General features: G+C 63.8%; 15 protein-coding genes and 1 pseudogene. 4 read left to right on the top strand and 12 right to left on the bottom strand.

Annotation, left to right across the window (positions count from 1 at the left end):
* From VN004_RS00235 to VN004_RS00195, 9 genes and pseudogenes are all read right to left on the bottom strand, one after another.
* Nucleotides 1-2,523: pseudogene (locus tag VN004_RS00235) on the bottom strand (indolepyruvate ferredoxin oxidoreductase family protein); the annotation flags it as partial.
* 391 nt (nucleotides 2,524-2,914) lie between these two features.
* Nucleotides 2,915-4,153: an MFS transporter gene (locus VN004_RS00230; protein WP_414710209.1), complete on the bottom strand. Its 1,239-nt coding sequence runs from the start codon at nucleotides 4,151-4,153 to the stop codon at nucleotides 2,915-2,917.
* Nucleotides 4,154-4,239: 86 nt separating this feature from the next.
* Nucleotides 4,240-5,013 carry an SDR family NAD(P)-dependent oxidoreductase gene (locus VN004_RS00225; protein WP_325606094.1) on the bottom strand — a complete coding sequence of 258 codons (774 nt, stop codon included), beginning with the start codon at nucleotides 5,011-5,013 and terminating at the stop codon, nucleotides 4,240-4,242.
* Nucleotides 5,010-6,404 carry a TRAP transporter large permease subunit gene (locus VN004_RS00220; protein WP_325606093.1) on the bottom strand — a complete coding sequence of 465 codons (1,395 nt, stop codon included), beginning with the start codon at nucleotides 6,402-6,404 and terminating at the stop codon, nucleotides 5,010-5,012. Before VN004_RS00220 ends, VN004_RS00225 begins: the two co-directional genes overlap by 4 nt.
* 3 nt (nucleotides 6,405-6,407) lie before the next feature.
* The gene (locus VN004_RS00215; RefSeq protein ID WP_325606092.1) at nucleotides 6,408-6,914 is read right to left on the bottom strand and encodes a TRAP transporter small permease subunit; all 507 of its coding nucleotides are present in this window, start codon (nucleotides 6,912-6,914) and stop codon (nucleotides 6,408-6,410) included.
* 47 nt (nucleotides 6,915-6,961) lie between these two features.
* On the bottom strand, nucleotides 6,962-8,101 hold the full coding sequence (locus tag VN004_RS00210; RefSeq protein ID WP_325606091.1) for a nickel/cobalt transporter: 1,140 nt from the start codon (nucleotides 8,099-8,101) through the stop codon (nucleotides 6,962-6,964).
* Between the two features lie 14 nt (nucleotides 8,102-8,115).
* Entirely contained in the window at nucleotides 8,116-8,754 is a 639-nt protein-coding gene (locus VN004_RS00205; protein ID WP_325606090.1) for a DUF1007 family protein, read from the bottom strand.
* Nucleotides 8,755-8,860: 106 nt separating this feature from the next.
* On the bottom strand, nucleotides 8,861-10,459 hold the full coding sequence (locus VN004_RS00200; protein ID WP_325606089.1) for a gamma-glutamyltransferase family protein: 1,599 nt from the start codon (nucleotides 10,457-10,459) through the stop codon (nucleotides 8,861-8,863).
* 100 nt (nucleotides 10,460-10,559) lie between these two features.
* Entirely contained in the window at nucleotides 10,560-12,656 is a 2,097-nt protein-coding gene (locus VN004_RS00195; protein WP_325606088.1) for a M3 family metallopeptidase, read from the bottom strand.
* A 135-nt stretch (nucleotides 12,657-12,791) separates the two neighbouring features.
* Here VN004_RS00195 and VN004_RS00190 point away from each other — a divergent pair, with 135 nt between their 5' ends.
* The 4 genes from VN004_RS00190 to VN004_RS00175 all read left to right on the top strand — a co-directional run bounded on the left by VN004_RS00190 (nucleotide 12,792) and on the right by VN004_RS00175 (nucleotide 17,155).
* On the top strand, nucleotides 12,792-13,061 hold the full coding sequence (locus tag VN004_RS00190; RefSeq protein ID WP_325606087.1) for a hypothetical protein: 270 nt from the start codon (nucleotides 12,792-12,794) through the stop codon (nucleotides 13,059-13,061).
* Between the two features lie 721 nt (nucleotides 13,062-13,782).
* Nucleotides 13,783-14,913: a type III PLP-dependent enzyme gene (locus VN004_RS00185; RefSeq protein ID WP_325606086.1), complete on the top strand. Its 1,131-nt coding sequence runs from the start codon at nucleotides 13,783-13,785 to the stop codon at nucleotides 14,911-14,913.
* Nucleotides 14,914-15,061: 148 nt separating this feature from the next.
* Nucleotides 15,062-15,637: an N-acetyltransferase gene (locus VN004_RS00180; protein WP_325606085.1), complete on the top strand. Its 576-nt coding sequence runs from the start codon at nucleotides 15,062-15,064 to the stop codon at nucleotides 15,635-15,637.
* An 87-nt stretch (nucleotides 15,638-15,724) separates the two neighbouring features.
* Nucleotides 15,725-17,155, top strand: a complete 1,431-nt coding sequence (locus VN004_RS00175) for a homospermidine synthase (protein ID WP_325606084.1) — start codon at nucleotides 15,725-15,727, stop codon at nucleotides 17,153-17,155.
* A gap of 138 nt (nucleotides 17,156-17,293) precedes the next feature.
* On the opposite strand, the gene VN004_RS00170 is transcribed toward VN004_RS00175, so the two are convergent.
* The 3 genes from VN004_RS00170 to VN004_RS00160 all read right to left on the bottom strand — a co-directional run.
* On the bottom strand, nucleotides 17,294-18,004 hold the full coding sequence (locus VN004_RS00170; protein ID WP_325606083.1) for a histidine phosphatase family protein: 711 nt from the start codon (nucleotides 18,002-18,004) through the stop codon (nucleotides 17,294-17,296).
* A gap of 43 nt (nucleotides 18,005-18,047) precedes the next feature.
* Complete coding sequence (locus tag VN004_RS00165; protein WP_325606082.1) at nucleotides 18,048-19,058, bottom strand: WD40 repeat domain-containing protein; 1,011 nt, start codon at nucleotides 19,056-19,058, stop codon at nucleotides 18,048-18,050.
* Between the two features lie 103 nt (nucleotides 19,059-19,161).
* Nucleotides 19,162-19,909, bottom strand: a 748-nt coding sequence (locus tag VN004_RS00160) for a GTP-binding protein (protein ID WP_325606081.1), incomplete at its 5' end; no start/stop codon positions are given.

The following is a 19,909-nucleotide window of genomic DNA, read 5'->3' as shown; positions in this document are numbered from 1 at the left end:
CGCCGCGACGATCGCTCGTTTCAGCCGCTCGGTCGGCAGCGAGAAATCGGCATTGCGGGTGAAATCGCCGGGCAGGAATTCGGCGAGGTTCACGATCATGCGCGTCACCCCGTGCCGCACCGCGGCGAGCACCTTCTAGTTGCCGGCGACCACAATATCGCCGCCGAGCACAAGGTCAGCACCACCCGCGGCGATGCGGATGGCATGGATGTCGTCCGGCTTGTTGGCGATGCGGATATGGCTATAGACCGCGCCTCCCTTCTGCGCGAGGCCGGCCATATCGATGATGCCGACCCCTTTGCCTTCCAGATGCGCCGCCATGCCGAGCACACCGCCGATGGTCACGACGCCGGTACCGCCGATGCCGGTCACGATGATTCCGTAAGGCTCACCGATCACGGGCAGCACAGGCGAAGGCAGCGGCTGCACGTCGCCCTCCGCGACCGCACGGCCTTTCTTCGGCTTTGCGCCATGGACCGTGACGAAGGACGGGCAGAACCCGTTCACGCAGGAATAATCCTTGTTGCAGCTTGACTGGTCGATGGTGCGCTTGCGGCCCCATTCGGTCATCAGTGGCTGCACGGAAACGCAATTGCTCTTGACGCCGCAATCGCCGCAGCCTTCGCAGACCAGTTCGTTGATGATCACGCGCTTCTCGGGATCGGGGAACGCGCCGCGTTTGCGGCGGCGGCGCTTTTCGGCCGCGCAGGTCTGATCGTAGATCAGGACCGAGGTGCCCGGCACGGTCGCAATTTCCCTCTGCACCTCATTCAGATCGTCGCGGTGGTGGAAGGTGATGCCTTTCGGCCAATCGATTCCGCTCGGGTATTTGCGCGGATCGTCGCTGACGATTGCGATGCGCTTGACGCCTTCCGCCGCGACTTGCATCGCGATTTGCGGAACCGTCAGCGAGCCTTCGTGCGGCTGACCACCAGTCATCGCGACCGCATCGTTATAGAGAATCTTGTAGGTGATATTGACGCCCGAGGCGATCGCCGCGCGGATCGCAAGATAGCCCGAGTGATTGTAGGTGCCGTCGCCCAGATTCTGGAAAACGTGATTGCGCTTCGAGAACGGCGCCTCGCCGATCCAGTTCGCACCCTCGCCGCCCATATGGGTATAGCCGAGCGTGTTGCGGTCCATGAACTGCGCCATGTAATGGCAGCCGATGCCGGCATAGGCGCGCATCCCCTCCGGGACCTTTGTCGAGGTGTTATGCGGACAGCCCGAACAGAAATACGGCGTGCGCGCCGCGACTTCCTGAAGTTCGGAGAGCGCGTGTTGCGCCTGCTTGAGCTGGGAAACGCGGGTTGCGATCGCATCGTCATGGCCGCGCGCCAGCAGGCGGTCGCCGATGGCAATCGCGACTTCGTTCGGGTCGAGCGCCCCCTTGATCGGGAACAGCCAATTGCCCCGCTCGTCCTTCTTGCCGATGCAGACCGGCTGGTTCGCGGTGCCGTATAATTCCTCGCGCACCTGCACTTCGATCAGCGAGCGCTTCTCCTCGACCACGATGATGAGATCGAGACCATTGGCGAATGCGACCAGTTCGTCCCGGGGGATAGGCCAGGGGCATCCGATCTTGAAGATGCGCAGGCCGAGCTGGTTGCAGCGGACCTCGTCGATGCCGAGTTCGTCGAGCGCCTGGCGAACATCCAGATAGGCCTTGCCGGTGGTGATGATGCCGATCTTCGCATTCGGGCCACCGGAGGTGACCATGCGATTGAGCTTGTTGGCGCGGATGAAAGCGAGCATCGCATCGCGCTTGTAGTCGTAGAGCCGCGCCTCCTGACCGAGAATGGTGTCGTGCAGGCGGATATTCAGTCCGCCTTCGGGCATGACGAAATCCTGCGGGATCACGATGTTGACGCGGTCGAGAGAGCCGTCGACCACCGCGGTGGATTCCACGGTCTCATGCATGCATTTGAGCGCCGCCCAGGTGCCGCAGAAGCGCGACATGGCAAACCCATAGAGTCCGTAATCGATGATCTCCTGAACGCCGGCGGGATTCAGGATCGGGATCATCACGTCGACGAAGTGATATTCGGACTGATGCGCGGTTGTGGACGATTCCGCCGTGTGGTCGTCGCCCATCAGGGCCAGCACGCCGCCGTGTTTGGATGAGCCGGCGAAATTGGCATGCCGGAATACGTCGCCGGTGCGATCGACGCCCGGGCCTTTGCCGTACCAGACGCCGAACACGCCATCGAATTTGCCCTCGCCCCTGAGCTCTGCCTGCTGCGTGCCCCACAAGGCTGTCGCGGCAAGGTCCTCGTTCAGACCAGGCTGGATGATGATGTCGTTGGGCGTCAGGAACTTGCGCGCCCGGATGAACTGATTGTCGAGCCCGCCGAGCGGGGATCCGCGGTAACCGGTGACGAAGCCCGCAGTATTGAGGCCGGCGCGCCGGTCGCGCTCCTTCTGCATCAAGCAGAGCCGGACCAGAGCCTGATAGCCGGTGACGAAAACCTGCTGTCTCGTCAGGTCGTATTTGTCGTCAAGGCTGACCTGCCGCAAAGCCATGCGCGATCCTCTATGCCTCATGTGCGCACCGGGGCAGTCGATTGCTAGCCCGGCGCGGCTCATCAGATGAGCAAGGTGGCAGATAGGTCAGTGAAGCTGACCTTTTAAGGGCACCCCCGTCAGATTGTCGAGGGCCTGGAGGTGCCGCTGCCGAGGCGGATTCGGGCAAGACCTATTCTGCGGGAGCCCGGCATGAACCGCAAGCGCGGATGTGCAGAAGGGTCCTCACAGATTGCGTGCATGCATTGCAGGAGAACAATAACGGATCAACCGCCGCGACCTTCCAGCCCCATGATTGGAGCCCGGGCGAGACCGTCTTCGTCCACGATCATGCACAAGGACGCTCTCGTCCCGGATTGGTCGAAACGGGCAGCGCAGGCCTAAGGGCGAGTCAGGCCGCTGCAGTCCGCGCCCCCGGCCGCCCGGCACGCAAGAGCCAGAAGGCGATCGACAGGTTGAGCAGGTTCCAGGCAAGCCCGTTGAGGAACGCGGCGCGATAGGAACCGGTCAGGTCGAAGATCCAGCCGGACATCCAGCCGCCCAGCGCCATGCCGAACACCGTCGCCATGATGAGCGTGCCGACGCGTGCGCCGGCTTCTTGCGGCGGAAAATATTCGCGGATGATGACGGCGTAACTCGGCACGATGCCGCCCTGGAAGAGGCCGAACAGGATCGAGATGATGTAGAGCGAGGTTAGCCCGTCGAACAGGAAATACAGAAACAGCGCGAGCCCCTGCATCACCGAACCGATCAGCAAGGTGACGACCCCGCCGAACCGGTCGGCAATGAAGCCAGAGCCGATCCGGCTCACGATGCCGAAGGCGAGCATCAGAGACAGCATCTCCGCGCCGCGTGCGACGCCGTAACCGAGATCGCCGCAATAAGCCACGATATGCACCTGCGGCATCGCCATCGCAACACAGCAGGCAATCCCGGCGATGCACAGCAGAACGAACAGCGTGTTCTGCGAAACACCGATGTCCGGCGGGACAAAGGAACGCGCCTGCAAGCTGCCGGCACCATGCACATCGAGGCGGCGGCGAAACACCAGCGATAGTGGCAACATCGCCGCAACGCAGACAATGCCGACGCCGATATGGGTGGCGCGCCAGCCATCGCTGGCGATGAAATGCTGCAACACCGGCGGCCATATCGCACCAGCGACGTAGTTTCCGGATGCGGCGATCGCGATCGCGATCCCGCGCCGCTTTTCGAACCAGTGCGACAGATCGGCGATCAAGGGGCCGAACGAAGCGGCGCTGCCAAATCCGATCAGGATATGGGCCGCGCACAGGAGCCACATTGTCGGTGCGAACCCCGCCCCCACATAACCAAGGCCGAGCGAGACGATGCTGAGCAGGATGGGCGCAAGGATTCCGAACCGGTCCGCGAGCCGCCCGAGAATAAGGTTTCCTACCGCGAAACCAACCATCGCCATGGTGTAAGGCACGCTGGCTTCAGCGCGCGTCACCGCGAAATGCATTTGCACGGCAGGCAACGCGACCACGTAGGACCACATGCCAACGCTACCGACGGTGCCAAGCACCAGCGCAACGCCAAGCCTTAACCAGGCGTAACGTGAATCGACGAGGCTGGGGCGGCGTCCGGCATAGCCGTCCATGAGATACATTCCGTGCGAGGTGGCGCACAGTGATGCGCGCTCGCGATCACATCAAGCCAATTGAATGCAAGTCACGCATTCGAATTGCTTATGGATCAGGCCAGTGCGACGACCTGACCGCCGTCCACGACGACCGTTGTGCCGGTGATGTAGGCCCCAGCCTTCGAGGCGAGGAGCAGAAGCGCGCCGTCGAGATCGCCCTCTGCGCCGAAGCGCCCCATCGGGATGGCTCGCTTCATCGCCTGTCCCTTGTCGCTCTCAAGGAAGTTCCGATTGATATCAGTCACGAACCAGCCGGGCGCGATGGCATTCACCCGCACGCCCTTGAAGGCGAGTTCCAGGGATAGCGCCTTCGTCAATTGCACGACCCCCGCCTTGGCAACGGCATAGGCCGCGACGCCTTTCGAGACCCCGAAGGAGAGCACCGACGCCGTATTGACAATCGAGCCTTTGGCGCCACCGGCGATCATGCGGCGCGCGGCTTCCTGCGACCAGAAGAATACCGAATCGAGGTCGAGCGAGAGGACGCGCCGCCATTCCTCTTCGCTCATCTCCAGCGCACGCACACTTTGCGCCGCACCGGCATTGTTCACGACGATCGTCGGAGTTCCATACGCACGTTGCACATCGTCAAAAGCGCGCATCATGGCTGCGCGGTCGGTCACGTCGGCTTCGATGGCCATCGCAGTGCCGCCGTTGGCGACGATGGCTTCGCACAGCGTTTTGAGCCGCTCCCTGCGGCGCGCCACCAACGCGACGCTCGCCCCATTCGCCGCCAGCACCTGCGCAAAGCGCGCACCGAGCCCCGACGATGCTCCGGTGACGAGCGCGGTCTCGCCTGACAGATCGAACAACGCTGCGGCTTTCATGACCCACCATAAAGTGCGCGCGGCAACGCCGTCGCGAGTTGCGGCACGATCCACAATACCACCAGCGCGACGAGCTGGATCACGACAAAGGGGATGATCCCGACATAGATGTGTCGCGTGGTGATTTCGGGAGGCGCCACGCCGCGCAGGAAGAACAGGGTCGGACCAAGCGGCGGATGGATGTAGGAGGTCTGCAGGTTCATCGCCATCAGGATGCCGAGCCAGATTGGATCCACGCCGGGCATAGCGAGCAGAATCGGAGCGACAATCGGCACCACCACAAAGATGATCTCGAATGCGTCCATGACGAAGCCGAGGAGGAACATCGCCAGCATCACGGCGAGCAACGCTCCGGCCGTGCCGCCGGGCAGATCGCTGAGCGCGCTGTGCACGAGGTCGTCGCCGCCGAAGCCGCGAAACACGAGGCCGAACATGGTCGCCCCGATCAGGATGACGAATATCATGCTCGTCATCTGCGCGGTCTTGATGACGGTCTCGACCAGCGACTTGGCGAACGACCCGGTGCCCCGCAAGGCTGCGAGCAAAGTCGCGCCGACGGCGCCGACCGACGCGGCTTCGGTCGGCGTTGCGATTCCGGCAAGGATCGATCCCAGCACGGCGACAATGAGAATGACCGGCGCGGCGAGCGCCGCGATGAGCTGACGGACACGCGCCACGCCCATCAGCGGATCCGGATCGGGCGGGATTGCCGGCGCGGATTTCGGGGAAACCCATGCGGTGGCAATGACATAAAGCATGTACAGCGCCACGAGCAGCATGCCGGGGAGCAGCGCGCCCGCAAAGAGATCGCTGACGGTCACGGCTTGCGGCGCAAACACGCCTTTCGACAATTGCGCCGCCTGATAGGCATTATTGAGCGCATCGCCCAGCACGACCAGTACCGTCGACGGCGGAATGATCTGCGCAAGCGTCGCCGACGCTGCAACGACACCGGAGGCGAGACGCGGGTCGTAGCCGTGGCGGAGCATTACCGGCAACACGATCAGGCCCATGGTGGCAGCCGTAGCGCCGACAATTCCTGTCGATGCCGCCAGCAATGCGCCGACCAGTACCACCGCAAGTCCCAATCCGCCGCGCATCGTGCCGAACAGGCGGCCGATGGATTCAAGGAGATCCTCGGCAATCCGCGAACGTTCGAGGATCACGCCCATGAAGATGAAGAGCGGGATGGCCAGCAGCACCTCGCTGGTCATCACGCCGAAAATGCGCTGCGGTAATGCGCCCAGAAATCCGATATTGAAGAGATCGAACGCACTTCCAGCGGCGGCGAACAAGAGCGAAACACCGCCGAGTGTGAAGGCAACCGGATATCCCGCGAACAGCGCAACGCAGATCGCAAGAACCAGCAGGATCGCGAAAATTTCGGCCATCGGTCAGGCCACGGCCCGGCGCGTGAGCACCGCCCAGGCGCGGCTCGCTTGCGCGAGCCCCTGCAATATCAGCATCGCGGCAAAAACCGGAATCAGTGTCTTCAGCGCAAAGACCAGCGGCAGGCCGCCCGCCTCGCGCGAGCCTTCCATGATTGCCCAGGACCGGGCGACATAGGGCCAGGAGAAATACAGGATCGCCGCGGCGAACGGGATCAGCAGCAAGACGGCCCCGCACAGATCCACAATCGCTTTCCGGCGCGGACTTGCGGCGGTGTAGAGGATGTCGACGCGAACATGGCCCTCCTGTTTCAGCGTCCACGCCGCCACCAGAAGGAACATCGCGCTCGCGCTGTAGACAATCGCTTCCTGCAGCCGGATCGAGCCGGTTCCGAACAGATAACGCAGCAACACGACCGCAAACTGCACCCCAACGACGACAACGCACAGCCACGCGGCGGCGCGTCCGATGGCCGTATTCACCCAATCGATTATGTCAGCAAGACGAAGCATCTTAGTCTGCGAGTCCTTTGCCCGCAGACTATAGCGGCGCGCGCGCCCTAAGCGAACATCCGCTCGCTCGCGATGTAGCCGGTCAGGAGGGCAATCCCGAATACCAGCACTAGGAGCGCGGCCGCGACCTCCAGTCCGCGCAGCACCAGCATGCCGGGTCCTGGCCGGCTCGATGCAAATCGCTGCGCGAGCCCGCGCGCCCCGACCGCAAGCGTTGCGATCGCGGCGACGGTGATAGCTGTGCCGAGACCCATGATGAAGGTCGAGACGACGCCCGCCCAGAACAGCCCCTGCGCCAGCGCGAAGACAAGAACCAGGATCGCACCGGAACAGGGGCGCAAACCGACCGCGACGATGGCCGACAAACCGCGCGTCCAGCCGCCGGGGCCGGCAAGCTCCTGCGGCTCGGGCGCATGCGCGTGCCCCCAGGCCGACGCATGATCGTCATGGTCATGGTCGTGGCCATGATGATGGTGATGGCCGCTACAGGCCGCCCCGTGATGGGGGTGGCCGTGAGCCTCGTCATGGTGGTGGGCGTGACCATGATGCGCGTGATCGTGGTGCGCGTGAGAATGCGCATGGTCGTTCGCGTGTGCCGATCCGTGCCCATGACTATGCGCTGCGTTGCCGGCACGATACTTGCGCCATGAGGCGATCAAGGCGCGGCCCTTGACCCAGAGAAGGCGCGCGCCAAGCACCGCGATCAACCCGTAGCTGACCACCTCGATCCACCATACCGTGCCGTCCATGGTGCGGCGGGTCGCGCCCAGCAAGACCGCGGCAATGCCGACGATCGCCACCGCGACCACCGCCTGCAGAATTGCCGACGCGAAAGACAGGACGACGCCCCGCCACCAGGTTTCGCCATTGGCGACGACATAGGACGAGATCACCGCCTTGCCGTGCCCCGGTCCCGCGGCATGAAACACGCCGTAGGCAAAGGACAGCGCGAACAGCGTCCACACGGCGCTGCCATCCTTCTTCGCCGCACGGATAGCGCCGGAGAGGCCACGATAGAATTCGGATTGTTTGGCGAGGAGCCACCCGACGATGCCGTCCGGGGGCGCGGCGAGCTGAGTACGCGGTGCGCCGAACGGACTTGCCTGTGCAAGCGCGGGATCGGCCGCGAGCGCGATCGACAATGAGGCGATGGCCACGACGCCAACGAGCAACCATAGACGAGACATCGGCCGGCGGCCTGTCAGCATTTCACGGCAATCTTGTTCGCGAATTGCGCCCCAAACGGATTGTTGGGATCGGGCCGGGAGAAAAGCGACTCGCTCAGCGACTTCGACTGCGACTCGTCGCCGAGCTTCACCGTCGACAGTTTGCAGGAGGCCGGAGCGCCCTTCAGCGTGATCGGTTCCTTTTTGTCGAATTCGAACGCAACGAAATAAAGCGGATCGTAGATTTCGAGATCGATATCCTTGGTCGCGACCGGTGTCTTCAGAGGCAGCGTGAAGTGGAGGGTCAGCAAATCGTCCTTCTGCTCAAGGAAATAGTCCACCGGCAGTTCGAACTCCGCCTTCTTGCCGTTCATCTTGCCCTGCGTGAAGAAGTCATACTCCTTCAGGGACGTGACATTCACCTCGGCGAGCGGCTGCAGCTCCTCGCGCGTGAACTTGCCCTTCTCCTTCGATTCCAGCCCTTGCGTCGCATAGGACGAAAACATGTCGTCGAAAGTCCAGTGATGACGGATGCCGGTCATCTGTCCCTGGCTGTCGAACACGATCTCGCTGGTCATCGTGACATAGACATGCGGATGCGCGTGCGCGGCGAATACGGAACAGCCGAGCGCCAGGACGCCGAGCGCAAGCGGACGAAGGATGCGGGAGATCATGGGGTTCCAGATGCCGAAGCGATGTTGCGGCACAATATCACGGAAGGCGGCGGAATGGAGGCGGGCGAGGCGTTGCACTGGCCCTCACGGCGGGAGTGCCCCTAAGTCAAACCCCGAACGCACCTGGATCGGCTCTTGGATCGTGCGCCCCCTCCATCGTTCCGTCCGGATGGAGCACAACCGCGCCAGCGTGGCCCATGGTATCGGAGAAGGCTTCCTCCAGCACCGCGACATCGTGGCCGGCCGACATCAGTCGGTCGATCAGATTGCCGTCGAAGCGCGACTCCATCCGCAGATTCGTATGGGTCGAGCCCCAGGTGCGGCCAAGCAGCCAGCGCGGCGCCTCGATCGCCTCCGGCAAAGACTGCCGGAACATCACATGCCGCGAGAAGATCATGGCTTGCGTCTGCGGCTGCCCGTCCCCGCCCATGGTGCCATAGGCCATGACGCGCCCGTCCTTCAGCTCTGCCAGGGCCGGATTGAGAGTGTGGAAGGGCAAGCGGCCCGGCTGCAGTGCATTCAGCGCGCCCTTCTCCAGTGAAAAGCTCGCCCCGCGATTTTGCATCAGCACGCCGGTGCGCGGCAGCACGCAGCCCGAACCGAATTCCCAATAGATCGACTGGATGTAGGACACGACGAGGCCGGACGCGTCCGCGGCACCCATCCAGATGGTGTCTCCCTCCCCATAGGGTGCGGGCCAGCGCGCCGCCTTCTTGCGATCGATCTTCATCGCCTCGGCGTCGAGGAAGCCGGCAGCAAGGTAGCGATCGAGCGGCTCGGCGATCCGCGCCGGATCGGTGACCACCCGGTCGCGCACGCGAAATGCACGCTTGGTCGATTCGACGAGACCGTGGACGAAATCGAAGCTTTCGGCTTTCGCCACGCGCAGCCGCTCGAACAGCGCAAGGATGATCAGCGAGGCCAACCCCTGCGTCGGCGGAGGCGCGTTGTAGAGCGTGCCGATCTGCAGCGGCACCGAGAGCGGCTCGGCGACATAGGCGCGGTAGCGTTCGAGGTCGGCGCGTGTCACCGGCGATCCGATGCGCTCAAGATCGGCTGCGATCTCGCGCCCAACGTCGCCCCGGTAAAAATCGTCCAGTCCCGCATTCGCAAGGTGATCGAGCGTGGCCGACAGGGCCGTCTGCTTCATCACCGCGCCTTGCTCGGGCACCTTGCCGTCTGCGAGGAAGGTTTGCGCAAAGCCACTCGCCTCGCCCATCTCGGCCAGCTTGTCGCGGGTCAGCGCATGCTGGCTCCGGCTGACGACATAGCCGTCGCGCGCCTGCGTTATCGCCGGGGCGAGAAGGACATCGAGCGGCATCTTGCCGCCGAAGGCCTTTGCCGCCTCGAGCGCAAGCATCCAGCCGCCGATCGCGCCCGGCACGGTCAGCGCCGCCAGCGGGCCGCGTGCCGGGATCGCGTCGTGACCGGCCTCGCGATAGAGCGCGACCGTCGCCTTCGCGCCCGCGGGACCAGGCGCCATCAGCGCGCGCACGCTGCCATTCGGCTCGCGTATGAGCCAGAAGCCGTCGCCGCCGATATGCGTCATGTGCGGATAGACGGCCGCGATCGAGGCCGCCATCGCGACCATCGCCTCCAGCGCATTGCCGCCCTCGGCGAGGATCAACCGGCCAGTTTCGGCAGCGGCGAAATGGGGAGCGGCGGCAACGCCACGGCGATGGCCGGCGGAATGTGTATTGATCATCTCGGGTTATACGGCCTTGTCCGGCATCCACGTCTAAAAGATGATCAGCACTAAAAGACGTGGATGGCCGGTACAAGCCCGGCTATGCGCGAGGCAGAAGCTACGCCTCCCCGGCCGGCACCGCATCCAGCAATCCGCGCCGCTCCAGAAGCGCATCGACGCTCGGCAGCTTTCCGCGGAAGGCGATATAGGCCTCGTCGGACGCGCGGCGTCCGCCCGCGGCATAGATATTGTCACGCAGCCGGTGGGCGGTCGCGGGATCGAAGACGTCGCCCGCCTCCTCGAAGGCGCGGAACGCATCGGCGTCGAGCACTTCCGACCACATGTAGCTGTAATAGGCGGACGAATAGCTGGCGCCCGCGAAGATGTGCTGGAAGTGCGGCGAGCGATGCCGCATCACGATCTCCTCGGGCATGCCGAGCCGGTCGAGCGTCTCGCGCTCGAGGCGCGAGACATCCAGCGCCTCGGCCGATTGCAGCGAATGAAATTCGAGGTCGACCAGCGCCGACGAGACATATTCCACCGTGGCGCAGCCCTGATTGAAGGTCCGCGCGGCAAGCACCTTGCGCAGCAGGTCTTCCGGGATCGGCTCGCCGGTGCGGTAATGCACCGCGAATTTCCGCAGCACCTCCGGCCGTTCGAACCAGTGTTCGTAGAGCTGCGAGGGCAGTTCCACGAAATCGGTATCGACATTGGTGCCCGCGATCATCGGATAGGTGACGTCGGACAGCATGCCGTGGAGGGCATGGCCAAATTCGTGAAACAGCGTGCGGGCGTCGTCGTAGCTCAGAAGCGCCGGCTTGCCGTCGGCGCCCTTGTTGAAGTTCATCACATTGACGATCAACGGACGGACATCGCCGGCGAGCTTTTCCTGATCGCGCAGCGAGGTCATCCAGGCGCCGCTGTGCTTGGACGGTCGGGCGAAATAATCGCCGAAAAACAGGGCGACGTGGTTGCCGGAGGAATCCGTCACCTCGAAGGTGCGAACGTCCGGATGCCAGGCGGCGACGTCCTTCACTTCCTTGAAGCGCAGGCCGAACAGGCGAGTCGCGGTGTCGAAGGCCGCCGCGACGATGTTGTCGAGTTGCAGATATTCCTTGATCGACGCCTCGTCGACATCGTGCAGCTTTTTGCGCAGCTTCTCCGCGTAATAGCGCCAGTCCCAGGGCGCGATCCTGAAATTGCCGCCTTCGGCCTGCGCCAGCGCCTGCAGGGCATCGCGATCGGCAAGCGCGCGCTTCAGCGCACGCGGCCAGACCTCGCCCAGAAGATCGCGCACCGCGCGCGGGGTCTTCGCCATCGCGTCGTCGAGGCGATAATCGGCATAGGTCGGATAGCCGAGCAGCCTCGCGCGCTCGGCGCGCAGGGCCACCATCTCGGCGATGATCGCCTTGTTGTCGGTCGTCCCGCCCTTGTCGCCCCGCGCGATCCAGGCGCGGAACGCCTTTTCGCGCAGGTCGCGGCGTGAGGAATATTGCAGGAAGGGCTCGACGCTCGAGCGCGACAGGGTGATGACCGAGCGCCCGGTGAGCCCGCGCTCTTCGGCGGCCTTGCGCGCGGCCGAGCGGACGAAATCCGGCAGGCCGGCGAGATCGTCCTCCGATGTCAGTTCGATATAGGTGTCGCGCTCGTCGGCCAGCACGTTCTGGCTGAAGGCGGTGCCGAGCGAAGCCAGCCGCTCGCCAATGGCGGCGAGGCGCCGCTTGGCCGCCTCATTGAGATGCGCGCCGGCGCGCCGGAACCCGGTGTGATAGCGCTCCAGCACGCGCGCCTGTTCCGCGTCCAGTCCGGCATCGGCCGCAGCACGCATCACCTGATCGATGCGGCGGAACAGGTCGCCGTTCAGGCGAATCGCATTGTGATGGGCGGCAAGGCGCGGCGACATTTCCCGCTCGACCGCCTGGATGGCCTCGTTGGTGTGCGCGCCTGTCAGCACATAGAACACGTCCGAGACACGGGACAGGGTGCGCCCGGCATTCTCCAGCGCCGCGATGGTGTTGTCGAAGCTCGGCGTCTCCGGATTGCCGACGATCGCGGCGATCTCGGCATTGTGTTCCGCCATCGCCTGCTCGAAAGCCGGAACGAAATGCGCCGGATCGATCTCCTGGAACCGGGGAACCTCGAAGCGCCCGATCCAAGGCGCCAGCAAAGGATTCTCGGGTTGTGTCGGGGGGGCGGGCGCGGCCAAGGCAGTCATGCTTTGAAATATCTCGACTTTTGCGGATGGGAGCAGAGGTCCAGCCTCCGAGATGGGGCTTTCGAGACCCCAATTCCAGCCTTGATCGCGGGGCGGGTTTGGACGACATTGCGCGCCCATCGAACCGGACGACCCATGAACGCCGAAGCTACCGAAAAGACCACGCGCCCCGCCGGCGGCAGCCGCATCCAGTGGATCAATGTGATGACGGTGGCCAGCGCCGCGATCCTGATCGGCGCCGAGGTGTTCGGCGCGGCCTTCGCAGGCAGCTGGGCGATCGCCAACCTGTTCGGTTTCGACGACACCATCCGGCGCATTCTGGATGTGATCCTGCTCGCGATCGGCGCCTACATCATGTTCCGGTTCGTGCGCTTCGCGCAGAAGGTCGAGCCGTTCAGCCGCTGAGCTGACGAAGCCTGCCACCGCCCCGGTGCTCTCCCGTCTTCAACTGATTCGAATCGCTCGCTGACAGACGCCTTCCGGAGCTCGGCGAAGTCGCGCGCGCCGCGGGGCAGACGCGATAAAAGTCCGTTGTTCGGAGTCGATTGCGTAGTTGCGGTGCCTTGAAGCGGCGTCTTCCTTGCCGTTGCTGCGCGCTCACGCGGGCGCGACGTTAACACGTTGGTAATGTCTGAACATTTTCACACAGCCGCGCATGTATTGCTTGACATGCAGCATGAATGGATTATTTCCGCCTTTGCCCAATTTCGCACGTGCCTGTGGTCGCGTGTCGGTCGGTAGGTAGCGGGACAAGAGGCCCGCCAGCCGCCTGGGGAGACCAAAGCTCTCTACGGAGAGTCTCTCCAAGAACTCTGACCGGCAGCCGGAGGCGAAACCGGCGAACTCAGTTCTCCGCTGAGGACGCGACTTAAAGCAACGACGGAGCGGGCTTTTTTGGCTATCGCCGGCTGTCCAAAAGCCGGTCTGGTTCCGAAAGGGCTTGTCCTTCATTGCCAGGTGTGCGGACGGGATCTTCCCATCCAATCCACGGCAGCATTGTCCGGTGTCGAACACCGCTCGTCGTGACCTCCATCGCACGGCAGCGTGGGTTCGCCATCAGACGCATACCGAGGGCGTTTGCCGGCACTTCCGGCGTTCGCCCGCAGCGCGCTGTTTGGGGAAGACCATGACCGACCGCATTCGCGAATTCCTGCGCAACCGCGTTGACGACGGACCCGTGCTGGTCGTCGATCTCGACGTCGTGCGCGACAACTACAATGCCTTCGCCAAGGCGCTGCCGGACAGCCGCGTGTTCTATGCCGTGAAGGCGAACCCGGCGCCGGAAGTGCTGTCGCTTCTGGCTTCGCTCGGCTCCTGCTTCGACACCGCCTCGGTCGCCGAGATCGAGGTGGCGCTCGCTGCAGGCGCGACGCCGGATCGCATCTCCTATGGCAACACCATCAAGAAGGAGCGCGACATCGCGCGCGCCTACGAGCTGGGCGTTCGCCTGTTCGCGGTCGACTGCAAGCCCGAGGTCGACAAGATCGCCCGCGCGGCGCCCGGCTCGAAGGTGTTCTGCCGCATCCTCTGCGACGGCGCCGGTGCCGAATGGCCGCTCTCGCGCAAATTCGGTTGCGAGCCGGCCATGGCTGCGGACGTTCTCGAGCATGCGCATCGGCAGGGCCTCATCGCCTACGGCATCTCCTTCCATGTCGGTTCGCAGCAGCGCAACCAGCATGCCTGGGACCGTGCGTTGGCGCAGTCGGCGGCCGTGTTCAGGGAATGCGGCGAGCGGGGAATCAACCTGTCGATGGTGAATCTCGGCGGCGGCTTCCCGACCAAGTATCTGAAGAGCGTCCCGTCGGTGAGGACCTACGGCTCGGCGATCTTCCGGGCGCTGCGCAAGCATTTCGGCAACCGCATCCCGGAAACCATCATCGAGCCGGGCCGCGGCATGGTCGGCAACGCCGGCGTGATCGAGACCGAAGTCGTTCTCGTCTCCAAGAAGAGCGAGGAGGACGAGGTGCGCTGGGTCTATCTCGACATCGGCAAGTTCGGCGGGCTCGCCGAGACGATGGACGAGGCGATCCGGTATCCGATCAGGACGCCGCGTGATGGAGGCGAAACGGCGCCGTGCATCCTCGCAGGCCCGACCTGCGACTCGGCGGACGTGCTGTACGAGAAGCAGCCCTATCTGCTGCCGGTCTCGATCGAGATCGGCGACAAGCTGCTGATCGAAGGCACCGGCGCCTACACGTCGACCTACTCGTCGGTAGCCTTCAACGGTTTCCCGCCGCTGAAGACGGTCCACATCTGATCGCTCCGCGATCGGGCCACATCTGATCGCTCCGCGATCGGGCCACATCTGACAACGCCGGAGGTCGGCTAAAAAGCCGACCTCCCTTCCCTTCACTCTCAGGACTGAAGCCGTCCCGCGCAAAGGCGGGGCTCGGAAGGAGATGGCCATGATTGCCATTCGCCAAGAACGCCACACCGACCACAACGCGCGCGAGGCCTTGCTCGACCGCGCCTATGGCGATGTCCGCTTCACCAAGCCCTCGCAGCGCCTGCGCGAAGATCGTCTGCCGTCGGCCGGCCTGTCCTTTGTCGCGACCGAGAAAGGCCGCGTCGTCGGCTCGGTGCGTCTGTGGGACGTGTCGGCCGGCACGGGGCAGAACGCGCTGCTGCTCGGCCCGCTCGCGGTGTCGCCGGAGCATCAAGGCAAGGGCATTGGCGGCAAGCTGATGAAGCAGGCGATCGCGGTCGCGCGCATGCGCGGGCATGGCGCGATCCTGTTGGTCGGCGACGCGCCGTATTACGGACGCTTCGGATTCTCGGCGGACAAGACCGGCCGGCTGTCGATGCCTGGTGCGTACCAGCAGGACCGTCTGCTCGGACTCGAACTGCAAGCGGGCGCACTCGACGGAGCCAGCGGCATGATCGCCGCCGCCGGGCGCCGCGTTCCGAAGCCCGGCCGGCGCACGCCTGCCGCAGCGGCATCAAACGGTTCCGCCAACGCTTCCACACCCCGCGCAGCCTGAATTTGCGCGGCCGCTTCTGGGCGGGTATCGCAGAAGCCGCGATACCCCGCCCTTTTCATTTTCGTTCCAGCGCTGGAGTGACGCGAAATGACCGATTGGCCCGTTTACGGCAAGATCGAGGGTCCCATCGTTATCGTTGGCTTTGGCTCGATCGGGCGCGGCACGTTGCCGCTGATCGAACGGCATTTCGAGTACGACAAGTCGCGCATGGTGATCATCGATCCCGATCCGCTCAACAAGTGGATTGCCGATGAGCGCGGCATCCCCTTCATCCAGAAGCATGTCACACGCGAAAACTACAAGGAGCTGCTGACGCCGCTCCTCACCAATGGCGGTGGCCAGGGTTTCTGCGTCAACCTCTCGGTCGACACCGGTTCGGTCGACATCATGGAGCTGTGCCGTTCGCTCGGCGCGCTCTATATCGACACCGTAAACGAGCCGTGGCTCGGCTTCTATTTCGACAAGTCGAAAGGCCCCGCCGAGCGTTCGAACTACGCTTTGCGCGAAATGACGCTTGCGGCGAAGCGCAGGAATCCGGGCGGTCCGACCGCGGTCTCCACCTGCGGCGCCAATCCCGGCATGGTATCGTTCTTCGTCAAGCAGGCGGCGCTCAATCTGGCGCGCGACCTCAACCTCAACGTTCCGGACCCCACCACCCGCGAGGAATGGGCGAGCCTTCTGCGTCACGCCGGCGTCAAGGGCATCCACATCGCCGAACGCGATACCCAGCGCACGAAGTCACCCAAGCCGCGCAACGTGTTTCTCAATACGTGGTCGGTGGAAGGCTTCATATCCGAAGGCCTGCAACCGGCGGAACTCGGCTGGGGCACGCACGAGAAATGGATGCCGGACTACGCGCGCCGTCACGACGATCCGAACGCGCCCGCAATCTACTTGATGCGGCCGGGCGCCGACACGCGCGTTCGCACCTGGTGCCCGACGCCCGGGCCGCAATACGGATTCCTCGTCACGCACAACGAGTCGATCTCGATCACCGACTATTTCACGGTGTTCGAAGACGGAAAGCCGGTGTATCGGCCGACCTGCCACTATGCCTATCATCCGGCCGATGACGCGGTGCTGTCGTGGTTCGAATTGTTCGGCAGCGGAGGCAAGGTGCAGGACAAGCTGCATGTCCTCGACGAGGACGAACTGACCGACGGCATCGACGAACTCGGCGTGCTGCTCTATGGGCACAAGAAGAACGCCTATTGGTACGGCTCGCAGCTTTCGCTGGAAGAGACGCGCCAGCTTGCACCGTACCAGAACGCGACCGGCTTGCAGGTGACCTCGGCCGTGCTCGCCGGCATGGTCTGGGCGCTGGAGAATCCGAACGAAGGCATCGTCGAGGCCGACGAGATGGAATTCAAGCGCTGCCTCGAAATCCAGCGGCCGTATCTCGGACCGGTGAAGGGCTATTACACCGACTGGACGCCTCTGGACGGCCGGCCCGGTTTGTTTCCCGAGGATCTCGACGAGAGCGATCCCTGGCAGTTCAAGAACATTCTGGTGCGGTGAGTCTTATCTCTCCCCCCGCTGACGGGGGGAGAGTGACTGCGCGACGCGAGGTCGGGTGGGAGCCGCTTCAGCAAGGACCCCACCCGGGATTGCTTCGCAGTACGGCCCTCTTCTTTCAGAAGAGGGAAAGAAAAGCCTCTACGGCAAACACTTGCTGCCCATCGGCAGCTTGGCGCGCTTGCCCCATTCGTTCGAGGGCACCTTGTCGAACGGGGCGGTGAACTCCTGCCGGACCATCCTGAAGCTTGTCGGCACCCGCGAGCCGGTGGTTCCGTATTCCACGACCCAGAAGAAATCGTAGGTTTGGCTGGGCCAGGTGTCGGGCACGTCCGGCAGCTTGTCGAGGTTGAGAAGCTGGCGCAGCGTGACCTTCTGATCGGGGAATTTCAGCTCCATCTTTTGATCGGCGATGTGGTGATGCTCCCACACCATGACGACGGTCTTGCCGTCGTAGCGCGGATCATCCATCAGCGCGCCGACCGCCTGCTGGGTCCGCAGGTTGAGCTGCGGCGTGAGATCGATACCGGGCAGCGGCACGACGGAGAATGTCGTCACCGGCATTTCCCAGGTTGCGGCGGCGGGCGATGCAAGTTCGAGCGTATGCAACGTGATGCCGAAGATCGCCGCCGGCTTCTCGCCGGACGCGAACAGCGAATGCTTTGCCCCCTGTCCGAGGAATTGCGCCGCGAGCGCCAGGGAACGATCGAGACCGATCCGGCACAGCGCGAAATCGTTCTCCTTCTCGCCGTGACGCAGGATGATGACCTTCTTGGGCAGCGCCAGCGCCTGGCTTGCGAGCCCCAACAGGATGGCGACAGCAACCAGAACCGTCCGGCTTCGTCGAATCATCACGCCCCTCCGACATTTGCGTCGGGGCAAGTCTAGCGCCGCCTCAAGCCAAGTCCACAAGGCCGGCCGCCCGGTCTTCACAGGCGAAGGCGAGCCGCAAGCCATCGCCGCTCCAGGCAAGCGCCGTGACCGGCGTATTGAGGTCGGAGGAATGAACGAGCACTTCGGCGCCGTCGTCGAGACGCACGAGGAGCACAAGGCCATCCTCGTAACCCGCCGCAACCACCGGCTGCTTCGGGTGACAGGCGACCACGGCTAGTTTTTTGCCATGGGGTGCCAACAGCGTCGGCTGTTTTCCCATCGGGCCGTCCTTGCCGGAGAACGGCCACAGGATGAGCTGATCGGATCCCCCAGTGGCAAGGAAGGCCCCATCCGCCGTCCAGCTCATCGACCGGACGCGGCTCGCATAACCCGACATCCGCATGTGCTTGCCGTCCACCAGACGCCAGCCATGCAGCATCGGCTCCTGCATGGTCGTGACCAGAAAGCGCCCGTCAGGACTTACGGTGATGCCGAGATGCGAACCCTTCCACTCGAGAACTTCAGGCTTGACCTGCGCATTCGGAAACCAGAGCGACGCGCCATTATAATGCGCAATCGCGAGGCGGAATCCCTTCGGCAGAAAGGCAAGGCCGCCGGCGGTCGAGGGCAGATCGAGCGATTTCACCTCGCCCTTGCGGCTTGCGGTATGCACACTCTTGCCCGCCGACCACGCGACGCTGCCATCCGGGCCGAGCGTGACGTGATCAATCCATCTGCGCTTCGCATCGGTGGAGACGGCGCGCGTGACGCCTGCCGCATCGAGCTCGATCACCTTACCGTCGTCGCCACCGGTGACGATCCGCGTGCCGTCGCCGGCTGACGACAGAACCCCGCCGTCATGCAGCGCGATGCGCCTGCTTTCGCCGCCGGCATCGACCAGCAGCGCGGCTTCCTCGGCGAGCACGAATGCTGCCTTATCGCCAAGAAAGTAAACTGCGATCACAGAGCCTTCGGTCGCAACGGGGTGGATACGATCGGCAACCGAGGGGGTGTTTGGGCGAACGTCAGACATCAACAAATTCCAAGTCTTCCTGGAAACCTCTCAAATGCACCATCGTCCCCGCGCAAGCGGGGACGACACGACACGGAAGATGCGATTCCACCGTAACCGGAAATCAGGCCTCGCACGCCGCGAAGCCTTTGCGGATCTTCTCCTCCGGCAGCTTCTTGCCGATGAAGACGATGCGGCTCTCGCGCTTCTCGCCCTCTTTCCAGGGCCGCTGATGATCGCCGTCAAGGATCATATGAACGCCCTGGAAGACAAAGCGCTGGGGATCGTCCTTGAAGGACAGAATGCCCTTCGAGCGCAGGATGGCGGGACCGTCCTCGGCAACCAGCTTCTGAATCCACGGAAAGAACTTGTCCGGATCGAGCGGCTTGTCGGTCGAGAGCGAAATCGATTGCATCTCCTCGTCGTGATAATGCTTCACGCCGTGGTGGTGATGGCCATGGTCGTGATGGTGGTGGTGATCATGGCCGTGGTGATGGTCGTGATCGTGATCGTGGTCGTGGCCATCGCCGTGCAGGAAGTCCGGCTCGATATCGAGGATACGGTCGAGATCGAACGCCTTGCGGTCCAAGACCTGATCGAGCGCGATTTGTGACCGCTGCGTGCGATGCAGCTTCGCGTAAGGATTGATGCCGCGGATCCGCGCCTCGACTTCCTGCAGATCAGCCTCGTCGACGAGATCGGTCTTGTTGACAAGGATCACGTCGGCGAACGCGATCTGGTTCTTGGCTTCTGGGGCATCCTTCAGCCGGTCCTTCAGCCACTTGGCGTCGGCGACCGTCACCACGGCATCGAGCCGCGTCTTCTTGCCGACCTCCTCGTCGACGAAGAAGGTCTGCGCGACCGGCGCGGGA

The sequence above is a fragment of the Pseudorhodoplanes sp. genome, from assembly GCF_035565855.1.
In the GTDB taxonomy this organism is placed as follows: domain Bacteria; phylum Pseudomonadota; class Alphaproteobacteria; order Rhizobiales; family Xanthobacteraceae; genus Pseudorhodoplanes.
Note: the sequence above shows the minus strand (reverse complement) of the source record. Positions and strands in the feature narration are given on the sequence as shown.

Bases quoted from the DNA above. Each gene is read 5' to 3' on its own strand.
- VN004_RS00190 (WP_325606087.1), top strand. From the start codon at position 12,792: ATGAACGCCGAAGCTACCGAAAAGACCACGCGCCCCGCCGGCGGCAGC.
- VN004_RS00170 (WP_325606083.1), bottom strand. From the start codon at position 18,004: ATGATTCGACGAAGCCGGACGGTTCTGGTTGCTGTCGCCATCCTGTTG.
- VN004_RS00230 (WP_414710209.1), bottom strand. From the start codon at position 4,153: ATGTATCTCATGGACGGCTATGCCGGACGCCGCCCCAGCCTCGTCGAT.
- VN004_RS00165 (WP_325606082.1), bottom strand. From the start codon at position 19,058: ATGTCTGACGTTCGCCCAAACACCCCCTCGGTTGCCGATCGTATCCAC.
- VN004_RS00185 (WP_325606086.1), top strand. From the start codon at position 13,783: ATGACCGACCGCATTCGCGAATTCCTGCGCAACCGCGTTGACGACGGA.
- VN004_RS00175 (WP_325606084.1), top strand. From the start codon at position 15,725: ATGACCGATTGGCCCGTTTACGGCAAGATCGAGGGTCCCATCGTTATC.
- VN004_RS00215 (WP_325606092.1), bottom strand. From the start codon at position 6,914: ATGCTTCGTCTTGCTGACATAATCGATTGGGTGAATACGGCCATCGGA.
- VN004_RS00210 (WP_325606091.1), bottom strand. From the start codon at position 8,101: ATGTCTCGTCTATGGTTGCTCGTTGGCGTCGTGGCCATCGCCTCATTG.
- VN004_RS00195 (WP_325606088.1), bottom strand. From the start codon at position 12,656: ATGACTGCCTTGGCCGCGCCCGCCCCCCCGACACAACCCGAGAATCCT.
- VN004_RS00220 (WP_325606093.1), bottom strand. From the start codon at position 6,404: ATGGCCGAAATTTTCGCGATCCTGCTGGTTCTTGCGATCTGCGTTGCG.
- VN004_RS00225 (WP_325606094.1), bottom strand. From the start codon at position 5,013: ATGAAAGCCGCAGCGTTGTTCGATCTGTCAGGCGAGACCGCGCTCGTC.
- VN004_RS00180 (WP_325606085.1), top strand. From the start codon at position 15,062: ATGATTGCCATTCGCCAAGAACGCCACACCGACCACAACGCGCGCGAG.
- VN004_RS00205 (WP_325606090.1), bottom strand. From the start codon at position 8,754: ATGATCTCCCGCATCCTTCGTCCGCTTGCGCTCGGCGTCCTGGCGCTC.
- VN004_RS00200 (WP_325606089.1), bottom strand. From the start codon at position 10,459: ATGATCAATACACATTCCGCCGGCCATCGCCGTGGCGTTGCCGCCGCT.